Consider the following 25,900-nt stretch of genomic DNA (forward strand, 5'->3'; position numbering starts at 1 on the left):
TATGGCGAATCCATTTTCTTGGCAACACGGGCTCCCGTTTCAAAATAACCGTGCTTATGGGTCTTGCCAGATAAATTTGTCCTCACAATGTCTGAAATTACTGGGTTAGAGCTTGTCTGAGATATTGCACTAAACTTTAATCATATTGAAACCTGTAGCTTTCGTTTGGCAAACTACCTGCGCTTACCCGAACATCGCAGTTTCTCCTCATCCGGGTCTATGGACGTTTTAGTCCAAAGGCGGTCGGCCAACTCAAGGGTTTGCGTTGATGGCTTCCTCAAAAACCTCGGCCTGGGCGATCAGTTTGCTTTCATCGTCGTAACAGGCGTGGTAAGTGGACATCCTCGCGGAACCATTGCCAGACATGTTCGACGGGCATGAAGTTGGGGCTGTAGGGCGGCAACGGCATCAGGGTGATGCCCAGTTCCTGCGCCGCCTGTCTGACTTGGCGGCCGCGGTGGTAGGAGGCGTTGCCCCAAATGAGGGTGATGTGGTCGGTGGCGGCAAAGCACGCCCTGATCCGCCGGAGGACTTCCACTGTCGCGTCCCCGTTGGCTTTGGTGGCGGGGAAAAGCCGCACTTGGGCGCGGTTGTAGAGATACGCCCCGAAAAACGACACTTTCGCCAGCCCCGGCGAGTTGGAACTGATCCAGGCGCGTTGGCCTTTGACCGTCCAGCCGTAGCCTTAGTCGGTTAAGGTTTATTTAGGCCACAATATGTTGCATCAATCTGCCTGTTGACGAAATGAATTTATGCACGTTCCTTATTGAAACAGCAAAATACTGAATTATGTGGCTATATATTGCAAATGGTCATAAACTTCGTTTTTCGATTATCACAGCATTTTTTATAAAGTGATAGGGGGAATCCGCAATATTTGTCCGCGTCGACTATGATAGGGGGCGAAGCTGGCATAAACGCATGAATTAATGATGGGATTTTTGTTGGTGGCAGGCTTATGTAGTTTAACTGGCTTTAGATTCTATATTAGTACGCATCGCATATCTTATTTAACTGATGTTACGCACCCCATCCCAAAAAGAGTATCATTGACGGATGGAAAAAGAAAAAATAGAACTCTACACAGACTACCTGATCTGCAATCAAGGCTTTGCAACGGCGACGGGCTTGTCGGCGATGCGCCGACCCCCGACAAAACCGAGAAGCGCAGGATCAAGCGGCAACCGGGCCGCCTTTTCTTTGGATACTTTCTTTTGGCGGAGCAAAAGAAAGTATCTCGCCTTCGGGTGCGAGAACCCGATTAAAAAGCCGTCGCGACAGCGACTCATTATTTATTTTTAAACCGCAGAAAACGTCTGCGTAACATCAGTTAAACATTATGTCGCCAGTATTTTTGTCCACCAAGCCCATCCCCGTCCGTGAACGCCTGATTATGGCTTTGGATGTGTCCAGTATCCCCGAAGCCCAAGCCTTGGTTGAAGAGCTGGGCGATTCGGTGGTGTTTTATAAAGTCGGCATGGAGCTGTTCATGTCCGGCGATTATTTCGGCTTTATTGAATGGCTTAAGCAACGCAACAAAAAAGTCTTTGTCGATTTGAAGTTTTTCGACATTCCCGCTACCGTGGGCCGCGCCATTAAGGCCTTAAGCAGCAAAGGCGTGGATTTGGCGACCATCCACGGCAACGATGCCATTATGGAAGCCGCCGCGCAAGCCAAAGGCGACCTGAAAGTCTTGGCGGTCACGGCCTTAACTAGCCTTGACCGGGGCGACCTGGACGATTTGGGCTTCCAATGCGATATCCGCGAGCTGGTGCTGTCCCGTGCCAAACGCGCCTTACAGTTAGGCTGTGACGGCATCGTCTCGTCAGGCCTGGAGGCCGCCATGATTAGGGAGCAACTGGGCCAACGTTTATTGGTCATCACCCCCGGCATCCGTCCGGTCGATAACCGCGAAGAAGAAGACCAAAAACGCGTGGTCAGTGTCGAAATGGCCTTTGAAGGCGGCGCGGACTATATCGTCGTAGGCCGCCCCATCCGTGACGCGGCTGACCGTAAAGCCATGGCGGAGACCATCCAAGCGCAGATTCTCAGCGTCTTGGCGACTGCAAACCCTTAAAATAATAATAACATGTTAACTATTGACTCGGTAGTGCGGCGGGATTTGTATGCACTTTGACCCCGCTTTTACCAGTTCCTATCTGGTGGCTTTTATCATGGGGCTGGTCAGTAGCCTGCACTGCATCAGCATGTGCGGGTCGATCATCGGCACCTTGACCTTAAGCCTCAGCCCGGAAATCCGCCATAAAAAAGCCCTGCTGTTGCCGTTTGTCTTTAATTACAACCTAGGGCGCATCACCAGCTACACCATTGCCGGGGCTTTAGCGGGGCTGATCCAATCGCTGGCCATCCTGCAAATGGGCGAAATCCACGGCCATCGGCTGTTGCAGATTTTATCGGCGCTGGTTATGGCGGGGGCGGGCCTTTATATCGCTGGCTGGTTCCCGCGTTTTGCCTATATCGAAAAAGCCGGGATGCACCTATGGCGGAAAATTGAGCCGTTCGGGCGCAAACTCATTCCGGTCAAGACCCGCAGCCATGCTTTTTTATTCGGCATGGTGTGGGGTTGGCTACCGTGCGGGCTGGTTTATGCGGCTTTAGCACTGGCGGCGACCGCAGGCGATGTCAGCAAAAGCGCGTTAACTATGCTGGCATTTGGTTTAGGTACTTTACCCGCCGTCATGGGAGTAGGTATAATGACAGGAATACTGACACGGCTATCCCGAATGCAGCGCTTTAAACAAGCGGTTGGGTTATTTATGATCGTCCTGGCCTTGTTAGCGGCGTTGCCTTGGTTAAACCCTTTGGCAATAACCAACCATTCAGCTTTACATTAGAGGTCGTCATGGATCATTTTAGTGCTATTATCGGCCAATCGCCTGAACTCGATTCCTTAATCCGCAGTGCCAGAATTGCCGCCGCCACCGATGTCACCATTTTAATCAAAGGTGAAACAGGCACCGGCAAAGAAGTTTTGGCTTCGGCCATCCAAAAGGCCAGCCCCCGCGCCACGAAAAAATTTGTCGCCATCAACTGCGCGGCCTTGCCGGAAGGCCTGATCGAGTCCGAACTGTTCGGCCATAAAAAAGGCGCGTTTACTGGGGCTACCGCCAATTCGCCCGGTTTGTTCCAAGCCGCCGACGGCGGCACGCTATTCTTGGACGAGATCAACTCGCTGCCCTTAGTGGTGCAAGGCAAACTGTTGCGCTTTTTGGACTCCGGCGAATGTCTGCCTGTGGGCGAAACCACGGCGTATAAAGTCAATGTCCGCGTCATTGCCGCCACCAACTCTGACTTAAATGACCAAATCAAAGCGGGAGAGTTCCGCCAAGATTTATATTACCGCCTCAATGTCGTGCCGATAGAACTGCCACCCCTGGCAAAACGTAGCGAAGACATTGAGCATCTGATCAAACACTTCCTAAAGCAGTTTGCCGCCCAGCATGGCATTAAGCCGCCGCAATTCAGCAAACCGGCCTTAAAAGTCTTAAAAGCGTATAAATGGCCCGGCAATATCCGCGAATTGCGTAACTTGTGCGAGCGTCTCAGCATTCTGCTGTCGGGCCGGACGATTGAAATAGATAACCTGCCTAGCGAGTTCCGCGTTAATCCCCAGGCTAACCCCGGCAAAAATACCGGCTTTATCTTACCGGAAACCGGCTTGCAGTTAGATTCGTTAGAAGCGGACTTAATCAACCAAGCCCTCAGCCGCACTAAGGGCAACCGTAGCCAATCCGCCAAACTACTGGGCCTAAGCCGCGACACTTTGCTATACCGGATGCACAAACACGGCTTTACCGCCAACTGACCGCCCGCTTTAGGGGGCGCAAACCTTTTTTGCGCCCCTATACCCCATCGCCTCTATATGCCCCAGCTCCAATCCGCCCTCATCCAATGCCCTTACTGCGGCGAAAACCTCGACATATTGGTCGACACCTCCATTGACGAGCAGGATTATATCGAAGACTGCCAAGTCTGCTGCCGCCCGATAGAAATCTATGCCAGCGCCGATAACGGCGAGATTATTGAGCTGTGGGCGCGTTCGGACAGCGAGTGAGTTTTGCTGCTATTGCCATGCTTTAGCACTTGCGCAGCATTGCCTGTGCGTGTATTTCTCCTAGCTGGAATGACGGAAGGACACTGAACCCCAATAAGGCCAGTTTTTTCTTATTTCCCTACCATACCCAAATCCGCCAAAATCTTATCGCGCACCAATTGCCCCGATAAAGTCACCATCGGCATTCCGCCCCCCGGATTGACGCTACCGCCGACAAAGTACAGGTTTTTTAACACCTTGCTGCGCTGGGCATTTTTAAAGCCCAGATTCTTAAACCGATCCGCCACCACGCCGTAAATCGAACCTTGGTTAGAATAGTATTTCGCCTGAATATCTACAGGGGTCCAGCTTTCTTCGCAAACGATATGTTGGCGCAAGTCCGTCAGCCCCATGCGCTCTAGCTTCAGCAAGACCCGTTCGCGCATGGCGTGGTAGTCCTCGGCGGTTAAGGGTTTGTTGGGGTCGATATGGGGGATATGCGGCAAGATTTTAATAATCTCGCAACCTGCGGGGGCTTGGCCAGGATCACTTTTGCACGGGGCGACCAGATAAATGGTCGGGTCTTCCGAGAGCTGGTGGTCGTGGAAAATGGCTTTAAAATGCTCACGGGGCTGGTCGGAATAAAAGAAGTTATGGTGTGCGAGCTGGCTGTAGATGCGGTCTACACCCAAATGCAGCACCAGCCCTGAGCAACTGGGGGCGAATTTGGCGATGCGGCGGATTTCTTGTTCTTGGTTAGCCATTAATTTTTGGTATGCCGGCAGCACTTCCATATTGGAGACGACAATATCGGCGGCTAATAACTGCCCGTCTTGCAAGCGTACCCCGCTGGCACGTCCGGCGGCATGTTCAATGGCGGTGACTTCGGTATTGACGCGGATAGTGACCCCTAATTCTAGCGCCAGTTTTTGCAAACCTTGCGCCATGCTGTACATGCCGCCTTGGATGTACCATAAACCATAGCCGAACTGGATATAAGGCAATAAGTTCATGAGGGCGGGGGCATCGTAAGGCGAAGAGCCGACATATTTTATAAAATAATTCAGCACATCGACCAATTTAGGGTTTTTGATAAAGCGCCTGACCCCTTGATCCATAGAGCGGAACACATCAAATGCTTGCAAGCTTTTCAGCGGCCCATAATGGCTGAGCAATTCCCAAAACGAATCTAAGCCGTGGGCAAAATAGCCCGCTTCGGTGACATCGCACAGTTGTTTGGAATAGGCGAGAAATTGCGCGAACTCTTCGGCGCTATTGTCGCCGAGCTTCGCCAACTCCTGCGCCATGACCGACGGGTCGGCACTTAAATCTAAGGTGCTGCCGTCAGGGAAAAAATTCCGCCAATGCGGCTCTACGGTTTGGATATTGACGTAATCCGCCATCTCTTTGCCCGCCCGGCTGAACAGGGCGCGGAAGATATGCGGCATGGTTAAAATGGAGGGCCCTAAGTCGAAAGAAAAGCCGTCTTTTTCCAACACATTCAGCTTACCGCCGACTTTATCATTTTTTTCCAGCAAATCGACACTAAAGCCTTCCGTCGCCAAGGAAATGGCGGCTGACAGGCCACCTAGCCCGGCTCCGATAACAACGACATGGGGTTTCTGGGTGCTTTTCATGCAAGGCTCTCTATGCGGTTAGGACAGTAATTTGGTTTTTGTGGTATTTGGGGCGGATAATACGGTCGCCGCCACGCATTAGGCGATATAGCGTGGCGTGCAAAGGTCTTTAGCCTTTGCACGATGGCCTTAAGGAACGTTCATAAAATAAAATCTGTTGAACAGACGAAATTACAGCAACCCCCTCCCAGCCTCCCCCTTCGCAGGGGGAGGGGCGTTGTCCCCCTGATTTTCGCCTGTATGACGGGGAAGCCATAAGCTCCCTCCCCTGCCAAGGGGAGGGCTGGGGTGGGGTTTAATACGCTGAGGTGTAATGGAACGCCTACTTGATTTTATGCTCGTTCCTAAAATTGTGTGCTAACCTCTCAGTTCATCGCCGGACTCTATAACATTAAGCCCCACAGCAAACCCCGTTTAGCGCGGATAGCGCCGGATAAAAATCCAGCCGTTACGCCAATGCTGGGCCATGTTCAACGACGCATAACCCCTAAAAGCCTGTAAGGCCGCCCAATTCCTAAACAGCCGTTGCTTTAGGCTACCCGCACCGAACAGCATATCGACAAAGCCGCGCATGTCCAGATAGCCCTTATCGGAATAAGGAAACCAATTCGGCTCTTTCGGTAAACGGCTATGGCTGGTGAGGCCAGCGACGGTGTAGGTAAACTGGCGTAGGCCTTCGCTACCGTGGTAGCGGCCAAAGCCGCTGTTTTTTACCCCGCCGAACGGCAAACCCGCATGGCCGATATTCTTAATGACATCATTCACCGCCCAATTGCCGACCTGCAATTGCCGGGCAATCCGTTCGGCTTTGTTTATATCGCGGCTCCAGACGCTGGCATTTAAGCCATAATCGCTGGCGTTCGCCAAGCGCACGGCTTCTTGCCCGTCGCTAAAGGCCATAATCGGCAACAAAGGCCCGAAGGTTTCGGCCTGCATCAGCAACATGGTGTGGTTAACATCCCAAAGGACAACCGGATGCAGGTAACGGCCTTGCAAACGTAAAGGGCCGGACGCTTTCGCACCTTTGGCAATGGCATCATTATAATGGGCTTCGATAATGGCGACTTGGGCTAGGCTGGTTACAGCACCCAAATCGCCGACCGGGCCGTGGCCGACATTAAGCTGTGCCGTAGCCGCCACCAGCCGGGCGACAAAATCGGCATAACAAGCGGCTTCCACATAACAGCGCTCAACTGCCACACAGACTTGCCCGCTGTTGCTGAACGCGCCGTACAGGGCGGCATTGGCCGCCCGCTCCAGATCGGCATCGGCGAACACCAGCATGGCATCTTTACCGCCCAACTCTAAAAGCACCGGAATGGGGTGTTGTGCCGCCCGCGCCATAACGGCACGGCCTGCGGCGACACTGCCGGTAAAAAACACCAAATCAGGCCGCGCATCCACTAAGGCCATCCCCTCAGATGCCGCGCCAATCACTTGTTGCACCAAGCCGTCGGGCAAATCCAGTTGCCCCAGCAAGCGCATCAGCAACGCACCGACGGGCAGGCTTAATTCGGACATTTTAAACACACAGGCATTGCCGCTGACCAAGGCGGTCACTAATGGGGCTAAGGTCAATTGTAAGGGAAAATTCCACGGCGAAATCACCGCCACTACGCCATAAGGGCGGCGCTCATAAACCGCTTGGGCTTGCGGAAACGCCAACGGCGCGGTGTGGACAGGGCAAGGGGCAAGGCTGGCGGCAGCGTGGCGCTGATAATAACGCAACAATTCCAACACCGGGTAGACTTCTCCCAGCAAGGCCTCGGTTTTGACTTTCCCGGTCGCCGCCATCAGCACGGCGATAATATCATCCAACTCCGCCATCATCACCGCAATCAGCCGCGCCACGCGTTGGCTACGCTGTTTAGCGTCAATTTGCGCCCACACCAACGCCGCTTGGCGGGCGGCATTCATGGCGGCCTCAATGTCGGCGAGGCTGCTGATCGGGTAATTTTGCTGGGCTTGCCCGTCTAAGACCGAGTAAGCCGTGATAAATCCGCTCATAACCCAGACCCGAACTTCACCCGATGCTTGCGGCAAATCAGCTTGGCGGAAATATGCGCCGATTCGTAAATCGTCGGCAAGCCGCTGCCCGGATGTGTGCCGCCGCCGACCAGATAACATTGCCCCAATTCTTGAAATTGGTTGTGTGGCCGCCAATAGAGCAACTGACTAAATTTATGCGCCAAGCTAAAGGTCGCGCCTTTATAAACATTCTCATCGCTGGCCCAGGTTTGCGGGGTGATGATTTTTTCACATTCGATATGGTCGCGGATACCGACTAAGCCTAAACGCTCCTCCAACACCGTTAAAATCTGCCCGCGTTTTTCTGCACATAAGCTAGGCCAGTCTAAGCCGCTATCGTTATTAGGCATAGGCACTAAGATATACAGGGCGGATTTGCCCGCCGGAGCTAAGCTGTCGTCACTGGCGCAGGCGTTCTGCACATAAAATGAAAAATCGCTGCTGAGGGTTTTGTTATGGAAAATATTGTCGATATTGGTAGTGTAATCGTCAGCAAAGGCAATGGTATGGTGAGGCAGGTCGTAATAAGTGTCCAGACCTAAATACAGCATAAACGTCGAGCAGGAATAATCGAGGGCTTGGATTTTTTCTGGGCTGTACTGGCGCAGTGTCCCGTGCGGTACGAGTTGGGTCATGGCGTAGGCAAAATCGGCGTTCACAATCACCTCATCGGCGAATAACTCGCTGCCGTCTTCCAAACGCACCCCTTGCACCACCTTGTCTTTAATAATTAAGGACTGCACAGCGGTATTGGTACGGATGACCCCGCCTTGCTCGGTGATGACTTGCGCCATAGCGGCGGCGATTTTATTTAAGCCGCCTTTGACATGGTAAATGCCGTACTCATGCTCCAGATAAGACAGCATGGTAAATAAGGCCGGACAATCCCAAGGCGACATGCCCAGATATTTGGATTGGAAAGAGAACACCAGGCGCATTTTTTCTTCTTGGAAATACTTGCCCAGATTAGTAAACACGCTGTGGTTGAGCGCCAAGCTAGGTACGGCGCGGAGCAAATCCCAAGAGAAAAAGGCTTTCAGGCTGCTATAGTCGCGTTTGATGCAGGGATAGAGTTTTTTAAAACGCTGGCCTTCGCGTTGCAGGTATTGGTCATAGCCATCACTGCCTTCGGCAAAGCTTTGCGCCAGTTCTTCGCGCATTTTGGCACGGTCGGAGTAGACATTGACGGCGCGGTCGGCAAACAACAGGCGGTACATCGGATCAAGCTTGATAAAATCCAGATAAGCATCGCTACGCCGTCCGCATAAGGCGAACATATCATCTAAGACATGTTTCATCAGCAAAAAAGTCGGGCCGGTGTCAAAGACAAACTCCCCCAACCGGATCGGACGGTTACGCCCGCCGACTTCGGCATTTTTATCCAAGAGGGTGACGTTAAAGCCATGATGGCTTAACAGCATTCCGGCGCACAAGCCGCCTGGGCCGGCACCGATGATGACGATATGTTTTTTTTCTGGCATAGGGGCAAGGTAAGGGCGGTTAATAAACGGGTATTGGCTGAGGGGTAAGCGGCGGATCTGGGATTAATAAAGCCAAGGGAGCCATTTTTTCGTCCGTTGGCGGTACGCGTTATAAGCGGGGCCAAAATGGCCGCTTAATAGGTTTTCTTCATAAGCCATGCGCCGCTCTAGCGCCCACGCCAACGGACAGGCGAGGGCGAGTAACGCCAAACCGTCACCCATTGCTATGCCAGCGGCGATAAACGCGCCCAATAGTCCGGTATACGCCGGATGGCGGATGTAGCGGTAAGGGCCTTGCTCAATCAAACAGTGTTGGGGTTGGATGACGGCTTGGGTACTGAACCATTGCCCTAAGCGGATAATGGCATAATACCGTAAGCCCAAGGCCATGAGCATTAGCCCTAAAGCCAAAGCTTGGCGCGGCAGGTAAGCCAGCGGTAAGGGTAGCCAGTGCAAGTGCTTAAAGGTCAAGGCTAGCGCTAATGCGCCTAGTATAACCCACCATATCCCTCTAGCGGAACGGAAACGGGCAGGATTGGCCGACAAATCGGGAATGCGGTTTTTTAGGGCCATAACGGTTTCCGCCGCCGCCCAAGCGCTGCCTAGCAGCAGCCAAAAAGTTTGTATTAAGGTCACTGATGTTACGCAGACATATTCTACGATTTGAAAAACAAATATTGAGTCGCTATCGCGACGGTTTTTTTAATCGGGTTCTCGCACCCGAAGGCGAGATACTTTCTTTTGCTCCGCCTCGGCAATTGCTCTGTCTCCAGACCACCCTGAGGTGGCATTGCTCTACCTCCTGCATCCTTGCAGTCGAAAAGAAAGTATCCAAAGAAAAGGCGGCCCAATTGCCGCTTCTTCCTGCGCTTCTCGGTTTTGTCGGGGGTCGGTAAAATGGGCTTCCTGCCCATTTACCGACGCGCGGCATCCATGCCGCGCCCCTTTATGCCCTATGGGTATTCGGGCTAATCCCGACAAAACCTGCGATGCTCGGCGCGGCAAACGGGGGTAAAGCACGTTACTGCGTAACGTCAGTTAAGGTCATTCGGGTAAGAGTCAGCATCATAGCCAAGGCATGTTAGAATGTACCTGTTTTTTTCGAGAACACCAGTTTAATTTATGCCCGACCTTATCCAGCTTAGCCATGTCCACAAAGCTTACGCGCTTGGGCAGTTCAAACGGCCTGTGTTAAATGACATTTCCTTAACGGTGGCGGCGGGGGAGTTTGTCGCTATCGTCGGCCCTTCGGGTAATGGCAAATCGACCTTACTGAATATCCTGACGGGCATAGACCGCCCCTGCTCAGGCCAAGTCACCGTTAACGGCAGCGCCTTGGAAGGCTTGAGCGAAGAGCGCTTGTCGGTATGGCGCGGCCTGAATGTCGGCATTGTCTTCCAGTTTTTCCAATTATTGCCGTCCTTGACCTTATTGCAAAACGTGTTATTGCCGATGGATTTTGTCGGCCTGTTACCCAAGCGTGAGCGGCTGGCACGGGCGCGGTATTTATTGGCCTTAGTCGGCTTAGAAGCCCATGCCCAGCATTTGCCGGGGCAAGTGTCCGGCGGGCAACAGCAACGGGCGGCCTTAGCCCGCGCCTTGGCGAATGATCCGGCGTTGATTATTGCCGACGAACCGACCGGCAATCTTGACAGCCACACCGCCGAAGCGGTGTTCCGTTTATTTGCCGATTTGCGCCATGAGGGCAAAACCTTGGTGATGGTGACGCATAATGATGAGCTGGCGCAGGCGGCGACGCGGCGTATCTGCTTACAGGACGGACGTATCCAAACCGACGGCCAGCAAACCCCGGCGATGGGGCCGCCATGTTCTTAAGCACTTATCTTTGGCAAAAAGTTGCCGCCGATTTATTAATCCATAAATCCCGCACCGCCTTGGCAATCACCAGTATTGCCATTGGTGCATTTATTATCGGCACCTTGCTGGGCATGATGGATTTGCAGCTTAGCCAGATGGACAGCGCCCACCGCCAATCGCAGCCGTCGCATATCAGCCTGATATTGCGCCAAGATGCCGACAACGCCCTTGCCGACACCCTCAAGCACGTCGAAGGGGTGGCCGATATTGATGTGCTGACCCCGTTTACCGTCCAATATAAACTGCCAAATGCCGAGCAATGGCAAACCGGCACCGCTTTATTCCGCCCCGACTACGCTGCGCAACGTTATGACCGCATGACCTTAGTGTCGGGGGCTTTCCCCAGCGGCCAAGACATTGCCGCCGAACGCCTAAGCGCCCAAGCGGCGGGGCTGCATAGCGGCGATAAGATAAGCTTAGCTACCGCAACAGGGTCGCAAGATTTCGCGCTGCATGGCATTATCCGCCACCCTTTCGTTAAACCGCCCGCCTTTGGCGGGCAATTGTATTTTTTCCTCGACCCCGAATTGGGGCCACTGTTTGGTATTCCGGCGCATACTTTCCGGCAAGTGCTGGTGCAAATCCAAGCCCCTTATAGCATAGAAAAAGCCCGCACGGTCGCCGCGCAACTCCGCACCACCTTGGCGGCGCACGGTATCGCCGTCAACGCCACCTTATTACAAGACCCCGAACAGCATTGGGGGCGGGGCATTTTTTCCGGCATCCATTTGGTGTTGACCGTTATGGCATGGGCCTCGTTGCTGTTAAGTTCGGTGCTGATTTTAAACACCGTGGCGGCGTTGATTACCCAACAAACCGAGCAAATCGGCATTATGAAGGCGATAGGGGCGCGGCGCTGGACTATCGCCAAAATCTATCTGGCGCAAGTGCTGATCTTGGCGTTGTGCGCCCTAGCCATTGCCTTGCCGCTCAGTTGGGCAGGGGCTTTTTATAGCAGCCGCTGGCTGTTAGGTTTGTTTAATATCAGCCTGGACGGGTTCGCCTATTCGCCCCGCGCCTTAGGCCTCACCTTAGCGGGTGGCTTGCTCGCCCCGCTGGCGGCGGCGTTATGGCCGGTATGGCGCGGTGCGGCCTTGCCTGTGCGGCAAGCCCTTGCCAGTTACGGCTTAGGGGCGGATTTTGTCGGCACAGGCGGGCTGGCGCGGCGTTTGGAAGCGTGGGCAACCCGTTGGTTACCGACCCTGTACGCCGTTGCCTTGGCTAATCTGCTACGCCGTAAAGCCCGGTTACTGTGGACACAAAGCGTCTTAACCATTGCCGGGGTGCTGTTTATCGTCATCATGAGCTTAGCCGCATCGGTTAATCTGACCTTAGATAAGGAGTTGGCGCGTAGCCGCTACACCTTGCGCCTAGGCTTTAGCCAAGACCAAGCCGCCGCCACGGTCACGGATATTGTCCATCGCCTAAGCCCCGCTAGCCCCGTCGAATTCTGGAACCGCCTGCCCGCCGAATTTTCCCGCAATGGCGTATTGCTGCGCCAGTCCGGCAGTTTGGGGGTGCAAATGCTCGCCCTGCCCACCAATACCACCTTATACCAGTCGCTGATTACCGCAGGGCGGTGGTTTAACGCCAGTGACGAACAGCAAAACCATCTGGTGCTAAACGCCGCCACCGCCGAACTGAACGGCATTCAGGTTGGTGACTGGGTGCAAGGTACGCTACTGCCGCCTGCCATTAACGGCAAAGTCGCCCCCGCCCAAGATTGGCAAGTGATAGGCCTGTACCGCTGGTTTGCCGGGGCGGGCTATACGGTCGAACCCGTATATGCCCCGTTAAGCACCATACAGGCGCAAACCCACACCAGCCAGCGGCATTCTTTCGCCTTATGGGCGACCGACATCAAGGACTTAGCGGCAGAAACCGCCTACGCCGACACCGTAAAAGCCGCCTTCCGGCAAGCGCAGATTAAGCTGGATGTTTACACCACCTTCGCCAAGTTGGAACAACGCCAATTTGCGCAAAACCAATTCCGCCCGATGACCGCCATGTTATTGGGCTTGGCGGTGCTGATCGCCGCTGTGGGGGCGATTGGCTTATCCGGCACCTTGGCGATTGGTGTCTTGCAGCGTACGCGTGAGATTGGCGTACTCCGCGCCATCGGGGCCAAGTCTTCGGCGATTTTTAAATTATTTATGCTCGAAGGGCTATGTCATGGCGTATTGGCGTGGCTGCTCAGCATCCCGCTCGCCTACCTGCTCGCCGAACCCTTAGCCAAACAGCTTGGCATCACCATGCTGGGCATCCATTTGGATTTTGTCTTCGCGTGGCCAGCGGTGGCACTGTGGCTGGGGGCGGTGTTGCTGCTGGCGGTAGTGGCCGCTTACTTACCCGCCCGCACCGCCACCCGTATTGTGGTGCGGGAAAGTTTGAATTATTGACGTTATAAAAGACGCTAAGTAGGCGTGCATATTGAAATGGCCTAATAAAGCCGGACACTTCTAAAGGCAGGTTATAATGTCAGTAGAGGTGAAAAAATGAGCAAAATTGCCAAGGTCACCATTAATTTAATTAATGATGACAACTAATGACTTATATGAATACAGCAATTCAGGTGAATAGCGTGGCGATGGCAAAATTTAATTTACAGCATCGCCATTTTGATCGGGTTCAAAAAAATTAAACCCTATCAAAGAAGGTAGCGCTACAGCATACTGTCCTTTAATATGCTTGCCCTCATCAACCCAAAAACGCATAAAGTCTTTGCCTTTTTGGCTTAATTTAGCCAGACTGCCACCATCTTCAATGAATTTTTCCAGATCCTCACTATCATAGCCATGACGGTCAATCTGTGATAATAGCTTTATGGACAACTCGCTAAAAGTCTCGCCTCGCTGTTTGCCATGAAGGGCAAGTGAGTTGATAATATCCTCTATTTTGAAAATGTCAGATTTTTGCTTTGGTTGTGGTTTAGCCGTATTTGTTAAAGAAACCCAATACCATGCCTCCTTAGGCTGATAATGCAATTGATCAAACGCCATAACGGCATTCCTGATTATTTTTGCATATTCGTACTCATTTGTGTCCAACGAACCCTGCAACCGGGCACTAAGCCTAATAGTTAAAGGCTTGTAAGAATGGGTTAAGTGGATGTAAATTGTTTCCTCTTGGAGCGAGAGGGTAAATGACCTATCTGGTCGTTCGGAATGATGGACACTAAATTCGACCAGAACAAGGTTTAATTCCTTATTTATTATGGCAGCTATTGCATAGCTGCCATAATGGTCGTCCTTATATTTCTCTGCGCCTTCGCTTTTTAAGTCATATTTTGCATACATAAGCTTTTTCATCGCTCCCGCGCTTCGGCGTTATGGCCATTAATGTGGCAAGACTCATTCCGTAGGGAAGGTGTATTACGCCGTATGGAAAAACATCTGTGTTCACAGATATTATAATCTGATGTTGCGCGGATATTCTGCGATTTTAAAAAACAAATAATGAGTCGCTATCGCGAAGTTTTTTGAATTGGGTTCTCGCACCCGAATGCGAGATACTTTCTTTTGCTCCATCTCGGAAATTGCTCTTGCATTGCTCTACCCCCTTTACGCCCCTGAGGGTGTGCATCCTTGCAGTCGAAAAGAAAGTATCCAAAGAAAAGGCGGCCCGATTGCCGCTTGATCCTGCCCTCCTGCCGCGCCCCTTTATGCGGGTATTCGGGCTTATCCCGATAAAACCTGTGATGCTCGGCGCGGCAAACGGGGGTAAGGCACGTTACTGCGTAACGTCAATTTTTAAGTCCAATTTTGGGTGGGAATTGTTTTTATTCCTACCAAAATTGCTGGTTAGCGTCCGTTATGCCTTTTTAAAACAGGGCGGTTAAAAACGTCGTTCTGTGCCAAAATGCAATAAAAATGCTTAGTGAAATAGGGCGTTTACATCACGGGAGCCGTGCATAACCCTGACAATATCTGCACCGTCTTCCAGCGGAAAATAGAAAATCAGAAATTGCCAACGGGAAAACTACGCAAACCGTCAACGAGTTCTGCACAGCTTTCGCCTAAGCTTGGAAAGTCGGCAATCAGTTCGCATTTTTCTTGGATCAAATCAAGAAACCTATCGGCATTTTTAGGGCTGTCTTGGGCGATATAAAACCAGATATTATCAAGGTCTATTTCGGCTTGGGGGCTTTTCAACAAACGGGGCATTAAGATACCCCACTTTCTCTTTCTGCGAGCCGTCCCCGTGCCTTGATAGCTTCAATGTCAAGGGGGGTAGAATCTCCGCTATCTATCCCCCTTTGTATCTCTTTTCGTCGCTCCCCCATGCGTAACTCACGCATCTGATCCCGTTCCTCCAAAAGTCGCAAAGCGTCACGAATAACCTCGCTTGCCGAATGATAATGGCCGCTTTCAAGCTTATTTTTAACAAGCTCTTCAAAATGAGGGGTCAGGGAAATGTTCATAAATGTAAACTCCAATTCAGACGTATAACAATAAATAGCATTTACTGTTATAGCCTGCTCTTCAATAAAAGTCTATAAAAATGAGAACCGTTTTTGTGTTGGCTGTTCGGGTCGGAAGTGTTACGGGGACGGGCATTGGGAACCGCCAACACAAAAAACGGTTGGCCGTCGGCAGACTTAAAATGGGTTATGGTTATTTTGGAAAGCGTTTATTCCATTTTCGTGAACCATGCAGGACACGTAGAATTTCCACCCTATCTTTTTTAATCCTATAGGCGACAATGTAAGGTGTTGCCGTAATGATAAGCTCCCTTGTTCCTTTTACTCGCCCTGTCCGCCCTATTTCTGGGTATTGACTAAGCAAACCGACTTGATTACGGATTGCGTCATAAACGCTGTATGCTGCGGTAATACTGTCCTGTGCGATATATTCCAATACATCGCCTATTTCTATTTCCGCCCGTTCTTTCCAGTGAATAAGCAAAATCAGCTATCCTTATTCGCTTGGGCGGCTATCTTATCCAATCTGGCTTTAAGGTTGCCCATAACCACATCATGGGGAATAAACACCGCGTTTGGTGCATCCGCTTCAATAATGGCTTGTTCCACCTGCTCACAAAACCAAGCATCATGTTCAGCGGCTTCATGTACCCGTTTAAGGGATTCGGCACGGTCGGGGCGTTTGCGGTCTGTTTCGGCAGTGTAGGCGCTGGCATCAACATCAAAATGGCTAATGCCTAATTTTTGCAAATAGAGCATGACAGTTTCCAATTTGCGGAACAGGCGTAATTTTCCGCTACGCTGTGCGGCAAGAAAGGTGTCTGCCATACCATATTTTACCGACAACGCCCAGCCGCCCGCTTGACCGATAACATGGGCGGCATGGATTGCCCCAATTTCAACTAAACGGGATAGGGTGCTGTGGTCTATTGTTTTGCTGGTCATAAGAAGAGCCCGGATATTGTTTGCTGATTTATAATTTTCACCGCATTTAATAATAAAATGCAATAGGAATCTTTTGGATAATGTTTTTCTTTGTGCCACAAATCAAGATATTTGACATAAGTTAGCAGCCCCAATAAATCAATGGCTTATTTGTGTCATAAATTAAGGACAAAAGAAGCCATGAAGGGCTGGGGAAAATCATATTAAGGCTAGCCCCCCCAAAAAACTTAAGCACGCGGTAACGCTAAAGCCGTTTGCCAGCGCCAAGGCAAAAAAGGCACAATCAAGCTAAGCACACACAGCAGCCAAAGTTGCAATTGCTGGTTATACAGCGTGTAGCCTAAGGCAACGGGCAGGGCTTGCCAAAACTGGGGGTGGGCTTGGATGAAGTCGCCACCGCTCATAAAATTGGCGGTTTCGCCGAAGATTAAGGCCGGAATGCCTAAGGCCAATAACATGGCGATGTTGCCGTCATAGGGGTGACGGGCGACCATGCCCAGCAGGGGTGCAAATGCCAGCTTATGCCCGCTAAGGCCGGGGCGGTTTAGCTGTTGGCAGAGCCAGAGCGCGGCTATCCCTAACGCAGGGATGGTGAATTGCTCGACCGGAAAGCTGATATAGCGGCCATTAAACGCCAAGATATAAGACTGATATAGCGCCAAGCCCATAAAGGCCAGATAACCTAGCCGTAACCCGCCTGCCAAGACGGGGGCTGGGGGCTGTTTGGCCAGTATATCGTAACAACGTCTGCCCACCCCCGCCGCTAAGGCGGCATTCGCCAGCACCATTGACACCGCATAGCTGTGCTGCCAAGTATTGTAGCTGGTACGCCAGAGAAATTCCGCCAAGTGGCTCAAGCACAAGCTCATAAGCAACAGCAGGGCTAACAAGGCCGCTAAGCGCGGTAGCGGTAAAACGGCCAGTTTGTGCAGGTTGAAAGCCACCACTACGGCGCACAATAAGACGGCCGCGGCAAAACCGAACGGCCAATGCGGGCGTTCGCTGACCGGGCCCGTTAATGGGAAGACGGCTTGGCGCGAGGTCGAGAACAAGCCCCAGTTAGCCCCCACCACCCCTTCATGATGGCTTTTCCAGGCTTGGTTAAAGGCCTCGACGATGTTGTAATCTAACTGGCGGTGCTCAGCGAGCCGGATCAAACCACGGATGAAGGTGGCTTCGTTAACGACGCTGGGCACGGCTAAACCGCGTTGGCGGCCTACCGCAGGCCAACCCGACTCGCCAATCAGGATAGGCTTGTTTTCACCCATACGGCGCATTTGCGCTTGGACTTGTAGGATGATTTTATCAATATGCGCCAAAGCGTTTTCTATCGCTACTGGCTCGTCTTCCCAGTAAGGCAGGATGTGTAGGGTGATAAAATCCACTTCTTTAATTAATTGCGGGTATTTCAGATAAATGGACCACACGTCGGCATACGATACCGGCTGCTTGATGGCTTGTTTGACTTCCCGGATATAAGCGACCAACCGCTCCACCGTCATATCATTACGCAACAGGACTTCGTTGCCGACAATGACCCGCTTCACGACATCGGCATTGGCATTAACCGATTGGATCAAGGCGGTAATCTCTTTGCGGTTGCCGTCGGGGCCATCGCCTAACCAGCCGCCTTGGATCATTTCTACGCCGTATTGGCGGGCAAAGCCGGGCGTAGGTTCTAAGCCGCCCAGAATCGAGTAGGTACGGATGGTGTGGGTTTTGTCGGCCAATAAGCGCACATCGCCTTCAATATGCTCGGGCAAAGGGAAGGTATTGTCTATCGGGCTATAACCGTCATGATAAGGGGCAAAAGACAGGCTTTTCAGCTTACCCGCCGGCACATCGGCGCCGACTTCTTGGGGCTGGTTGGTAAACCAAGCCGCCCCGCCGTAGACAAGGGTGATGAACAGCAAACATAGCCAGATTTTCATTGATTCCATAAAGATAGCGGGACGGATTAACGGTAAGATGCAGATGGGGGAATTATACAGGCGGGCGGTTTGAACGCTTTAGCACGGCAAATATCGTGTATACTTTTGCCCCTGTTTAGCAATAAGTCAGTGTGCATAATTTTGGGCTCTATTTGGGCTTTAGCCGTGGTAGGTCGGGCAAGCGGTTCTGCCCGACGTTTTAGCACAACTACCGAATTAAGTAGGTGTGCATATATCTTTTAACATTCGCGAATTAAACCCCACCCCAGCCCTCCCCTTCGCAGGGGAGGGAGCATCTTCCCCGTCGAACAGGCGAAAATGGGGGGAAAAGCCCCTCCCCCTGGCAAGGGGGAGCCCTTCGGCTTCGCTCAGGAGGGAGGGGGTTACAGAGATACCAATGTTAAATGTTAAAAGATATATGCACTCCCACTTACCCTATTCGCCTTAATTAGACCTTACACAGGCAAAAGGTGCAGTAAACCCGACAGTTTATGTCGGGCAGAACCGCTTGCCCGACCTACCTGAATGCCCATACCCTGTATAACCCTGTAATTGAAGGAAAATAAGTTGAACATCAAGAGTGTCTTGTTAGCCATTGCCGCCTTTGCCCTGTCATCGTGCGCTTTGAAGACCAAAACCCCCGCCGAAGATGCGGTCAGCATTAAAGTCAGCCAATTGTTGGCGCAAATGACCGTGGCGGAAAAAGTCGGGCAAATGACCCAAGTCGATTTTGCCTTAGTCGCCGCGCCGAAAGATAAGCTGGCCGACTACCCGGTTGATACGGCAAAGTTAGAAACCGCCATCCTTAAGTACCATGTCGGCTCTATTTTAAACACGCCTTACGACCAAGCCCAGCCCTTAGCGACCTGGCGGCAAATCAGCCTGGCAGTCCAGCAAGCCACCGCCCAAAGCCGCCTAAAAATTCCGGTCATTTATGGCATTGATGCCATTCATGGCGCGACTTACCTAAAAGCGGCGACCCTGTTTCCGCAAGCCATTAATATGGCGGCAACTTTTAACCCTGAACTAAGCTTTCAGGAAGGCGAAATCACCGCCCGCGAACTGCGAACTGCGGGTTTGCTATGGAATTTTTCCCCGGTAATGGATATTGGCCGCCAACCCTTATGGCCGCGCCTGTGGGAAACCTACGGCGAAGATGTGCAGTTAGCCAGTATCTTAGGCAGCGCCTATATAAAAGGCCATCAGGGTAATGATTTTGCCGCCCCCGATAAGGCGGCGACGTGCCTTAAGCATTTTGTCGGTTATAGCTTCCCTATCACTGGCCGCGACCGCACCCCCGCGTGGTTGGGCGAGCGGATGCTGCGCGAGTATTTCCTGCCGACGTTTGCCGCTGGCATTAAAGCCGGGTCGCCGACCGTGATGGTCAATTCCGGCGAAGTGGACGGCATTCCCGGCCACGCCAACTACCGTTACCTAACCACGATTTTACGCGAAGAAATGGGCTTTAAAGGCTTTGTGGTGTCCGATTGGGAAGACATCAAACGCCTGTATACCCGCGACAAAGTGGCGGCATCCCCGCGCGAGGCGGTGAAAATGGCGGTCATGGCGGGCGTGGACATGAGCATGGTGCCTTATGATTTTTCGTTCAGCGAGTTGCTGCTGGATTTGGTCAATAGCCACGAAGTGCCGATGTCACGCATTGATGAGGCCGTGTCCAGAATTCTCACCGTCAAATACCAAACTGGCCTGTTCGGCCCGGCGCAGACATTTCTGCCCGCCGCCGCTAATTTTGCCACTCCCGCCGCTGCCGCCAGCAACCGCCAAGCTGCCCGCGAGTCGATTGTCTTGGCGAAAAATGCCCAAAACGTGTTGCCGCTAAAAAAATCCGCCAATATCATCGTCACCGGCCCTACGGCGAATCTGCGCAATGTCCTCAACGGCGGCTGGACCATCACTTGGCAAGGCAGTGACGAAAGCGTTTATCCACAAGATCAGCCTACGGTTTTGGAAGCCTTAAAAACCAAGGCCACAGGTAAAATAGGCTATGTGGAAGGCAGTTCGTTCGATACCGTTAAGGACATCGACAAAGTCCTGGCCGAACTAAAAAACTATGATTATGTGTTGCTGTGCTTAGGTGAAAAACCCTATACCGAAACCTTAGGCAATATCGATTCGCTGGCCTTAGAACCGGCTCAAATGCAGCTCGCCACAGCCGTGCTGGCAGCGGGTAAGCCCGTCGTGCTGCTGATGCTCGGTGGCCGCCCGCGCCTGATTACCCCTATTGCCGAACAGGCCGCTGGCGTAGTATTGGGCTTTTTGCCGGGCATGGAAGGCGCGGCGGCTATCGCCGATATTTTATATGGCGATTACAACCCCGATGGCCGCTTGCCGATTTCTTACCCCAAACACGCCAATAGCTTCAACCATTACGACCATAAGCCAGCGGAGGCGTTTGAAAACAATACCTACGACCCGCTCTATCCCTTTGGCCACGGCTTAAGTTATAGCACGTTTGTCACGCGTGGCCTAACGCTGGAAAAAAACCGCTTGGCGATGGGCGAAAACCTAAAGCTCAGTGTCCAGGTGGCAAACACCGGTTCCGTTAAAGGCAAAGAAACCGTTTTGGTGTACCTGCGCGATGTCGCCGCGTCGGTCAGCCGCCCGAATAAGCAACTGAAAACCTTTAAAAAAGTGGAACTGACCCCTGGGCAAAGCGAAACCCTACACTTTACCTTAACGCCGGACGATTTGTCGTTTATCGGCGTAGACTTACAACGGCTTATCGAACCGGGTGATTTTACCGTGATGGTGGGCAACGAAACGGCGGCTTTTTCGGTCGCCCCCTAACCTCAGCAGGATAAGCTTATGCCCCCCGCCCGTGCAAAAAACCCGTACTTCGGTGCCTTATCGCTATTAACCTCGTTATTTTTTATCTGGGGCTTCATCACTTGTCTGAATGATATTTTAATCCCACATTTAAAATCGGTATTTACCCTGAATTATACCCAAGCCATGTTAATTCAGTTTTGCTTTTTTGCCGCGTATTTTCTGGTGTCGATACCCAGCGGTGCGATAGTCAAAAAAATCGGTTATAAACGCGGTATTATCATCGGCCTGACGGTCACGGGCGTAGGCTGCCTATTGTTTTATCCGGCGGCACAGTTGCGCTTGTATCCGCTGTTTTTAGCGGCGTTTTTTGTCTTGGCCTCCGGTATTACCCTGTTGCAGGTCGCCGCCAATCCCTACGTCACCTTATTAGGCGACCCCGCAACCGCCTCCAGCCGTCTGACCCTGACCCAAGCTTTCAACTCGTTAGGCACTACCATAGCCCCTTATTTGGGCGCGGTGTTTATCCTCGCCACTGCCGTTAAGACCACGGCAGAACTGGCCCAGTTAGATGCCGGACAACTGGCGGCTTATCAATCCGCCCAAGCCAGCGCGGTACAGCAGCCTTATCTGCTGCTGGCGGCGGTGCTGTTTGTGGTGGCCGGGGTATTCGCCGCCATCAAACTGCCCGCCATTACCGATCAAACCGAAGCCCAGCCCCTGCTGGGCACAAGTCCGGTCAGCCAAAGCAGTGCCTGGCAGTATCGGCATTTAGTTTTGGGGGCGGTGGCGATTTTTGTTTATGTCGGCGGGGAAGTCGCCATCGGCAGCTTTCTGGTCAGCTTCCTGACTGACCCAAACCTAGCGGCCTTAACGGAGCAAAACGCCGCCAAGTATGTGGCGTTTTATTGGGGCGGGGCGATGGTCGGACGGTTTCTGGGTTCCGTCATCATGCAGGCCATCCCCGCGCGTAAGGTCTTGGCCTTTAACGCCCTGACCGCCGCCTTGCTGGTGTTGGTTACGATGCTGGGCAGGGGCGATTGGGTGATGTGGACGATTTTGGCGGTCGGGCTGTTTAATTCCATCATGTTCCCGACCATTTTCTCTTTAGCCTTAACAGGCCTAGGCCAACACACCGGGCAGGGTTCAGGGATTTTATGCGCCGCCATAGTCGGCGGGGCAATCATCCCCCTCCTGCAAGGCCTATTCGCCGACCACATCGGCCTGCAACAGGCGTTTTTTATCCCTATCTTGTGCTATTTGTATATTGCTTATTATGGGTGGCGCGGTTGTGCGGTTCGGGCTTAGGGGGAGTAGGTTGATGGACATGGGGGGAGCTTAAAAAAGTCTTAGGAATGTATACTTCAAACGGTCAAGTTTTCGGTTTTTTGGTAGGGTACGCTGTACCCTATGGTGAATTGTAAAAGCCGAAAACTTGGCCATTCACAGTATACATAAAATAACCTTCGCATAATCAGTAACCTAAGACCTTTATCGTCTGCCTGAATTATTTTTACATATTCATTAACAAAAATCGGCCTCAATACCCTATAAAATCCAGCAACTATTTTGGAGCAACCGCATGTTAGCGACAAAAAATATCAGCTTAACCAGCGTGGAAGACTATTTGCAATGGGAGCTGACCAGCGAAGTGAAGCATGAATTGATTGACGGGTATCTGTATGCAATGGCGGGAGCCAGTGCTAACCATGAAAGGATAGCGGTCAATATGCTGTCAGCATTCAACAATCACTTAAAAAATTCGCCTTGCGAGCCTTTTGGTTCTGACATGAAATTGCGGGTCAAGGCAAATTTTTTCTATCCCGATATAATGGTGGTGTGCAATTTTGACGATTCGGCACCTTTTTTTACGGATACGCCGCTTATCATTGTTGAAGTCTTATCAAAATCGACCCGTAAAACGGATGAGACGATTAAATTGATGTCATATATCAACATTCCCAGCCTAAAAGAATATGTGCTGATCGAACAAGACTTTGTCGATATTCAGGTGATAAGAAGAAGCGAAGGGTGGCTACAAAAACATTATTTCTTGGGCGATGAAGTCACTTTTGAAGCCATAGGCTTAACCTTATCCGTCGCTGACATTTATCGCCGTGTACAAAATGACGATATGACGGAATTTTTGCACAACCCCACCGGGCAGCCGTGAGATACCGACACATTTCTGGATTGTTCTTACCCATCGGCAAAAGTAATCCAACAGCTATTGCTGACTGGTAATCAGCATATCAATGTTGGTTGAATCACAAGCGTAGTCACCCTTTTTATCGATGACAACATACAATTTCGTTTCTTTTGTTACCCGAATATCTGACGCAATAAAAGTCGAACCCATACCATTTGCCAATACGCCTGACTGTAATATGGCTGAATCCTGTTTTAAATACCACTTAATGCCATCGCCACAATCAGGATTGATGTCGGAAACCCTGCCCAATAAGCTGATGGCGCCTGAAACTGGGCTTGCCCAACGAAGGATTACCTGATTTTGAAATCCCGGATGGGCATGGAAGATGCCCTTGCGCAACCGAAAATGACTGGTGTTATCTTCAAAAATAAAAGCTTTCTTTGGAATGGAAATACCCGCTAAGGTTGATAAATCTGCCCAACACTCTTGAGGATATTTGCCGCATGGGGGTAAGGTATGTTTTTGTAAAAGGGTGTATTTGGCAGGGTCATCATTGCCAGGAGTATTTTGCATAAATGCCCATACCCCCCAAGGATTCGAAGGCACCCCATTCATCACTGAACGGGACAAGTTCCATGATTTTGCCACCCCTGCTATTGCAAGATTTCCAAATGACAACAATGCAACCGCCCCTATTAGGGCAAAAGTTTTAAGCGTATTTTTTGACATCGGTTTTCCCTCTAATTGATTGCCCAACGTAAAGGTAAAAGGGGCACGCTGCTAACGAAAGCGAAGCCGCCGAACCTTGATAAAAAAACAGAACTTCAAAACCACCAACGGGCGGCGCGTCCATTTGACTGGCTTGTTGGGCATAACGATGTGTAGTAAAGCCCAACCTCCAAACAAAATAACAAATGGATGCCGATTGACGAACCCACCTTACGGGTTAATAAACATCAATAATAACCGCAAAACCCAAAACAGGAATAACCATTAATTCCATTCTGGCGTTTGACGCGTAGTATGCGCCTTTTTGCATCACGGCTTCTGTGATTTTATTAAGAAGCGTAGCACTGATTACCGCGCATCTTGTTGGATTATCCTCACCCCTATTGATTTTCCATATTGGTAAAGTAGGCGTTTCTTTCCAGCCATTATAGTTTTCATAGCCATTGCCAACTACACTGTCAAAAAATTTAATTCCCTGAGTTTCAATGTTTTTTATGGTTGATTCGGCTAGTTTAAACACTGCCACATCACATCCATCCCATAAATCACCTTCGGTTCCCATCGCTACTGGATAAGCCACTTTTATTGCCGAGGGTAGCACCCTTAATTGATGAATATACTGAAAAATATTATTGGTATTAAAAAGCACTATTAGCAATGCTAAAAATACTAAATAATATTTGTAACTACTCATGGATAACCTAAAGATGGCGGGCCTTCTGGATATTGAGGCAGGTTATCTGTGATTTGTAACCAAGGTTGCTTTGAAGATACCCAAAAGTGCATGTCAGGTTTGAACAGTGACGGCTCGTCGAGGCTGCCGGCTGTTAAGCCGATGACCCCAGCAGAAACACGCCGCGAGAAAATGCTTGAACCGCAATGCGAACAAAAACCGCGCTCAAGAGTTTCTGAAGAGTGAAATGTGCTGATTGGGCCAGAGATAGCAACATGCTCGATGCGCATGAGTACGCGGGCATTGAAAGCAGCGCCGATAACTTTTTGACAAGCCCTACAGTGACATACCCTCTGGTTCAAAGGCTCAGAGGTCGTTTCATAACGCACGGCACCACATAGACAGCCACCACGGAATAAAGTCATTCAGCATCCCCCCTTTCTACAACAGCCTAACGTTATGGTAAGGCGACCACCGCTAACAGAAGCTAGGCGAAGCCGCTTACCTTGAATTAAATTTGTATTTCAAAACCGCCAACGGGTCGCTTTGACTGACTTGTCGGGCTTGGCAATGCCGACAAACCCGCTACCACCCAACCAAAACAGATTAAATTGCCTTGATGTGCGATTACTCTATTGAATACATTTCTTCTCTTTGATACTCGTCTTCTTTAGTTACCTCAACAAGTTTTCCAATTTTACAATTTAGTAACTGAATAGATTTAATTTGCCGCCCTTTAATACTAATATGTGCAGGATAGCAGTAACCGCCGTGTTGACAAAAATTATCATCAACATAGCCAGATTTTTTAAATATGACTTTATTGTATTGTGTTACCGAATCAATTATTTCGCCCTTCTCCAAAACGCTTTGCGGGCTTTCCATTGCTCCAATATTGGTAAGAACTTTTGCGTTGCAAGACTCTGATGCTTGAACACTTCCCCATAAGAAAAATGATACTGCAAATATTGAGATGTATATCGCTGTGATTTTCTTCATAGTTTCCTTTTATATTTTGATGCACAACGTTACGGTGAGGGGCACACCGCTCTGAGAGCTTAACCGAAGCCGCCGCACCTTGATAAAAAAACAGAACTTCAAAACCGCCAACGGGCGGCGCGTCCCCTTTGACTGACTTGTTGGGCTTGAGGGTGCTGACTTTGCCCAAACAATAGCAACCCCCCA

Annotated in this window: 25 protein-coding genes; 10 read left to right on the forward strand and 15 right to left on the reverse strand. The window is 51.0% G+C overall.

Going from position 1 to position 25,900, the window contains the following annotated elements:
• Window positions 1–310: 310 nt before the first annotated feature.
• The gene (locus CEK71_RS24165) at window positions 311–649 is read right to left on the reverse strand and encodes a transposase (RefSeq protein ID WP_088620102.1); all 339 of its coding nucleotides are present in this window, start codon (window positions 647–649) and stop codon (window positions 311–313) included.
• 407 nt (window positions 650–1,056) lie between these two features.
• On the opposite strand from CEK71_RS24165, the gene CEK71_RS14780 reads away from it, so the two are divergent.
• From CEK71_RS14780 to CEK71_RS14800, 5 genes are read left to right on the forward strand one after another with little or no spacing between them, the layout of a single operon-like run.
• Window positions 1,057–1,302: a hypothetical protein gene (locus CEK71_RS14780; protein WP_157679278.1), complete on the forward strand. Its 246-nt coding sequence runs from the start codon at window positions 1,057–1,059 to the stop codon at window positions 1,300–1,302.
• A 37-nt stretch (window positions 1,303–1,339) separates the two neighbouring features.
• Window positions 1,340–2,077, forward strand: a complete 738-nt coding sequence (gene pyrF, locus CEK71_RS14785) for an orotidine-5'-phosphate decarboxylase (protein WP_088620104.1) — start codon at window positions 1,340–1,342, stop codon at window positions 2,075–2,077.
• Window positions 2,078–2,126: 49 nt separating this feature from the next.
• Entirely contained in the window at window positions 2,127–2,855 is a 729-nt protein-coding gene (locus CEK71_RS14790; protein WP_088620105.1) for a sulfite exporter TauE/SafE family protein, read from the forward strand.
• Between the two features lie 8 nt (window positions 2,856–2,863).
• Complete coding sequence (locus tag CEK71_RS14795; RefSeq protein WP_088620106.1) at window positions 2,864–3,826, forward strand: sigma-54 interaction domain-containing protein; 963 nt, start codon at window positions 2,864–2,866, stop codon at window positions 3,824–3,826.
• Window positions 3,827–3,883: 57 nt separating this feature from the next.
• Window positions 3,884–4,075, forward strand: coding sequence for a CPXCG motif-containing cysteine-rich protein (locus CEK71_RS14800; protein ID WP_088620107.1), 192 nt, complete (start codon window positions 3,884–3,886; stop codon window positions 4,073–4,075).
• Window positions 4,076–4,185: 110 nt separating this feature from the next.
• Here the strand turns inward: CEK71_RS14800 and CEK71_RS14805 are convergent, their stop codons facing one another.
• The 4 genes from CEK71_RS14805 to CEK71_RS14820 form a co-directional block, all read right to left on the reverse strand.
• Complete coding sequence (locus tag CEK71_RS14805) at window positions 4,186–5,691, reverse strand: phytoene desaturase family protein (protein WP_088620108.1); 1,506 nt, start codon at window positions 5,689–5,691, stop codon at window positions 4,186–4,188.
• 414 nt (window positions 5,692–6,105) lie between these two features.
• Window positions 6,106–7,698, reverse strand: coding sequence for an aldehyde dehydrogenase family protein (locus tag CEK71_RS14810; RefSeq protein WP_088620109.1), 1,593 nt, complete (start codon window positions 7,696–7,698; stop codon window positions 6,106–6,108).
• Complete coding sequence (locus CEK71_RS14815) at window positions 7,695–9,200, reverse strand: phytoene desaturase family protein (RefSeq protein WP_088620110.1); 1,506 nt, start codon at window positions 9,198–9,200, stop codon at window positions 7,695–7,697. Before CEK71_RS14815 ends, CEK71_RS14810 begins: the two co-directional genes overlap by 4 nt.
• Before the next feature lie 63 nt (window positions 9,201–9,263).
• The gene (locus tag CEK71_RS14820; RefSeq protein WP_088620111.1) at window positions 9,264–9,836 is read right to left on the reverse strand and encodes a methyltransferase family protein; all 573 of its coding nucleotides are present in this window, start codon (window positions 9,834–9,836) and stop codon (window positions 9,264–9,266) included.
• Window positions 9,837–10,322: 486 nt separating this feature from the next.
• On the opposite strand from CEK71_RS14820, the gene CEK71_RS14830 reads away from it, so the two are divergent.
• Window positions 10,323–11,036 carry an ABC transporter ATP-binding protein gene (locus tag CEK71_RS14830; RefSeq protein WP_088620112.1) on the forward strand — a complete coding sequence of 238 codons (714 nt, stop codon included), beginning with the start codon at window positions 10,323–10,325 and terminating at the stop codon, window positions 11,034–11,036.
• Window positions 11,027–13,477: an FtsX-like permease family protein gene (locus CEK71_RS14835; RefSeq protein ID WP_088620113.1), complete on the forward strand. Its 2,451-nt coding sequence runs from the start codon at window positions 11,027–11,029 to the stop codon at window positions 13,475–13,477. The genes CEK71_RS14830 and CEK71_RS14835 overlap by 10 nt, the downstream gene beginning before the upstream one ends.
• Window positions 13,478–13,675: 198 nt before the next feature.
• Here the strand turns inward: CEK71_RS14835 and CEK71_RS14840 are convergent, their stop codons facing one another.
• The 6 genes from CEK71_RS14840 to CEK71_RS14870 form a co-directional block, all read right to left on the reverse strand.
• Entirely contained in the window at window positions 13,676–14,386 is a 711-nt protein-coding gene (locus CEK71_RS14840) for a hypothetical protein (RefSeq protein ID WP_088620114.1), read from the reverse strand.
• 648 nt (window positions 14,387–15,034) lie between these two features.
• The gene (locus CEK71_RS14850; RefSeq protein ID WP_088620116.1) at window positions 15,035–15,241 is read right to left on the reverse strand and encodes a type II toxin-antitoxin system RelE/ParE family toxin; all 207 of its coding nucleotides are present in this window, start codon (window positions 15,239–15,241) and stop codon (window positions 15,035–15,037) included.
• Window positions 15,241–15,498 (reverse strand): type II toxin-antitoxin system ParD family antitoxin, encoded by a 258-nt coding sequence (locus tag CEK71_RS14855; protein WP_088620117.1) that lies wholly within the window; start codon window positions 15,496–15,498, stop codon window positions 15,241–15,243. The genes CEK71_RS14850 and CEK71_RS14855 overlap by 1 nt, the downstream gene beginning before the upstream one ends.
• A gap of 193 nt (window positions 15,499–15,691) precedes the next feature.
• Window positions 15,692–15,982: a type II toxin-antitoxin system RelE/ParE family toxin gene (locus tag CEK71_RS14860; protein WP_088620118.1), complete on the reverse strand. Its 291-nt coding sequence runs from the start codon at window positions 15,980–15,982 to the stop codon at window positions 15,692–15,694.
• A 2-nt stretch (window positions 15,983–15,984) separates the two neighbouring features.
• On the reverse strand, window positions 15,985–16,443 hold the full coding sequence (locus tag CEK71_RS14865) for a hypothetical protein (RefSeq protein ID WP_088620119.1): 459 nt from the start codon (window positions 16,441–16,443) through the stop codon (window positions 15,985–15,987).
• Between the two features lie 227 nt (window positions 16,444–16,670).
• The gene (locus tag CEK71_RS14870) at window positions 16,671–18,374 is read right to left on the reverse strand and encodes a glycoside hydrolase family 17 protein (RefSeq protein WP_232463653.1); all 1,704 of its coding nucleotides are present in this window, start codon (window positions 18,372–18,374) and stop codon (window positions 16,671–16,673) included.
• Window positions 18,375–18,941: 567 nt separating this feature from the next.
• On the opposite strand from CEK71_RS14870, the gene CEK71_RS14875 reads away from it, so the two are divergent.
• The 3 genes from CEK71_RS14875 (at window position 18,942) to CEK71_RS14885 (ending at window position 23,334) form a co-directional block, all read left to right on the forward strand.
• Complete coding sequence (locus tag CEK71_RS14875) at window positions 18,942–21,182, forward strand: glycoside hydrolase family 3 N-terminal domain-containing protein (RefSeq protein ID WP_232463654.1); 2,241 nt, start codon at window positions 18,942–18,944, stop codon at window positions 21,180–21,182.
• 18 nt (window positions 21,183–21,200) lie between these two features.
• Window positions 21,201–22,469, forward strand: coding sequence for a sugar MFS transporter (locus CEK71_RS14880; protein WP_088620121.1), 1,269 nt, complete (start codon window positions 21,201–21,203; stop codon window positions 22,467–22,469).
• Between the two features lie 274 nt (window positions 22,470–22,743).
• Window positions 22,744–23,334 carry a Uma2 family endonuclease gene (locus CEK71_RS14885; RefSeq protein ID WP_088620122.1) on the forward strand — a complete coding sequence of 197 codons (591 nt, stop codon included), beginning with the start codon at window positions 22,744–22,746 and terminating at the stop codon, window positions 23,332–23,334.
• A 54-nt stretch (window positions 23,335–23,388) separates the two neighbouring features.
• Here the strand turns inward: CEK71_RS14885 and CEK71_RS14890 are convergent, their stop codons facing one another.
• The 4 genes from CEK71_RS14890 to CEK71_RS14905 form a co-directional block, all read right to left on the reverse strand.
• Window positions 23,389–24,042, reverse strand: a complete 654-nt coding sequence (locus tag CEK71_RS14890; protein WP_157679280.1) for a hypothetical protein — start codon at window positions 24,040–24,042, stop codon at window positions 23,389–23,391.
• 217 nt (window positions 24,043–24,259) lie between these two features.
• Window positions 24,260–24,736, reverse strand: a complete 477-nt coding sequence (locus tag CEK71_RS14895) for a hypothetical protein (protein WP_088620124.1) — start codon at window positions 24,734–24,736, stop codon at window positions 24,260–24,262.
• Complete coding sequence (locus CEK71_RS14900) at window positions 24,733–25,140, reverse strand: GFA family protein (RefSeq protein WP_088620125.1); 408 nt, start codon at window positions 25,138–25,140, stop codon at window positions 24,733–24,735. The genes CEK71_RS14895 and CEK71_RS14900 overlap by 4 nt, the downstream gene beginning before the upstream one ends.
• Before the next feature lie 202 nt (window positions 25,141–25,342).
• Window positions 25,343–25,714, reverse strand: coding sequence for a hypothetical protein (locus CEK71_RS14905; RefSeq protein WP_088620126.1), 372 nt, complete (start codon window positions 25,712–25,714; stop codon window positions 25,343–25,345).
• Window positions 25,715–25,900: the final 186 nt, after the last annotated feature.

Source organism: Methylovulum psychrotolerans, assembly GCF_002209385.1.
Lineage (GTDB): Bacteria > Pseudomonadota > Gammaproteobacteria > Methylococcales > Methylomonadaceae > Methylovulum > Methylovulum psychrotolerans.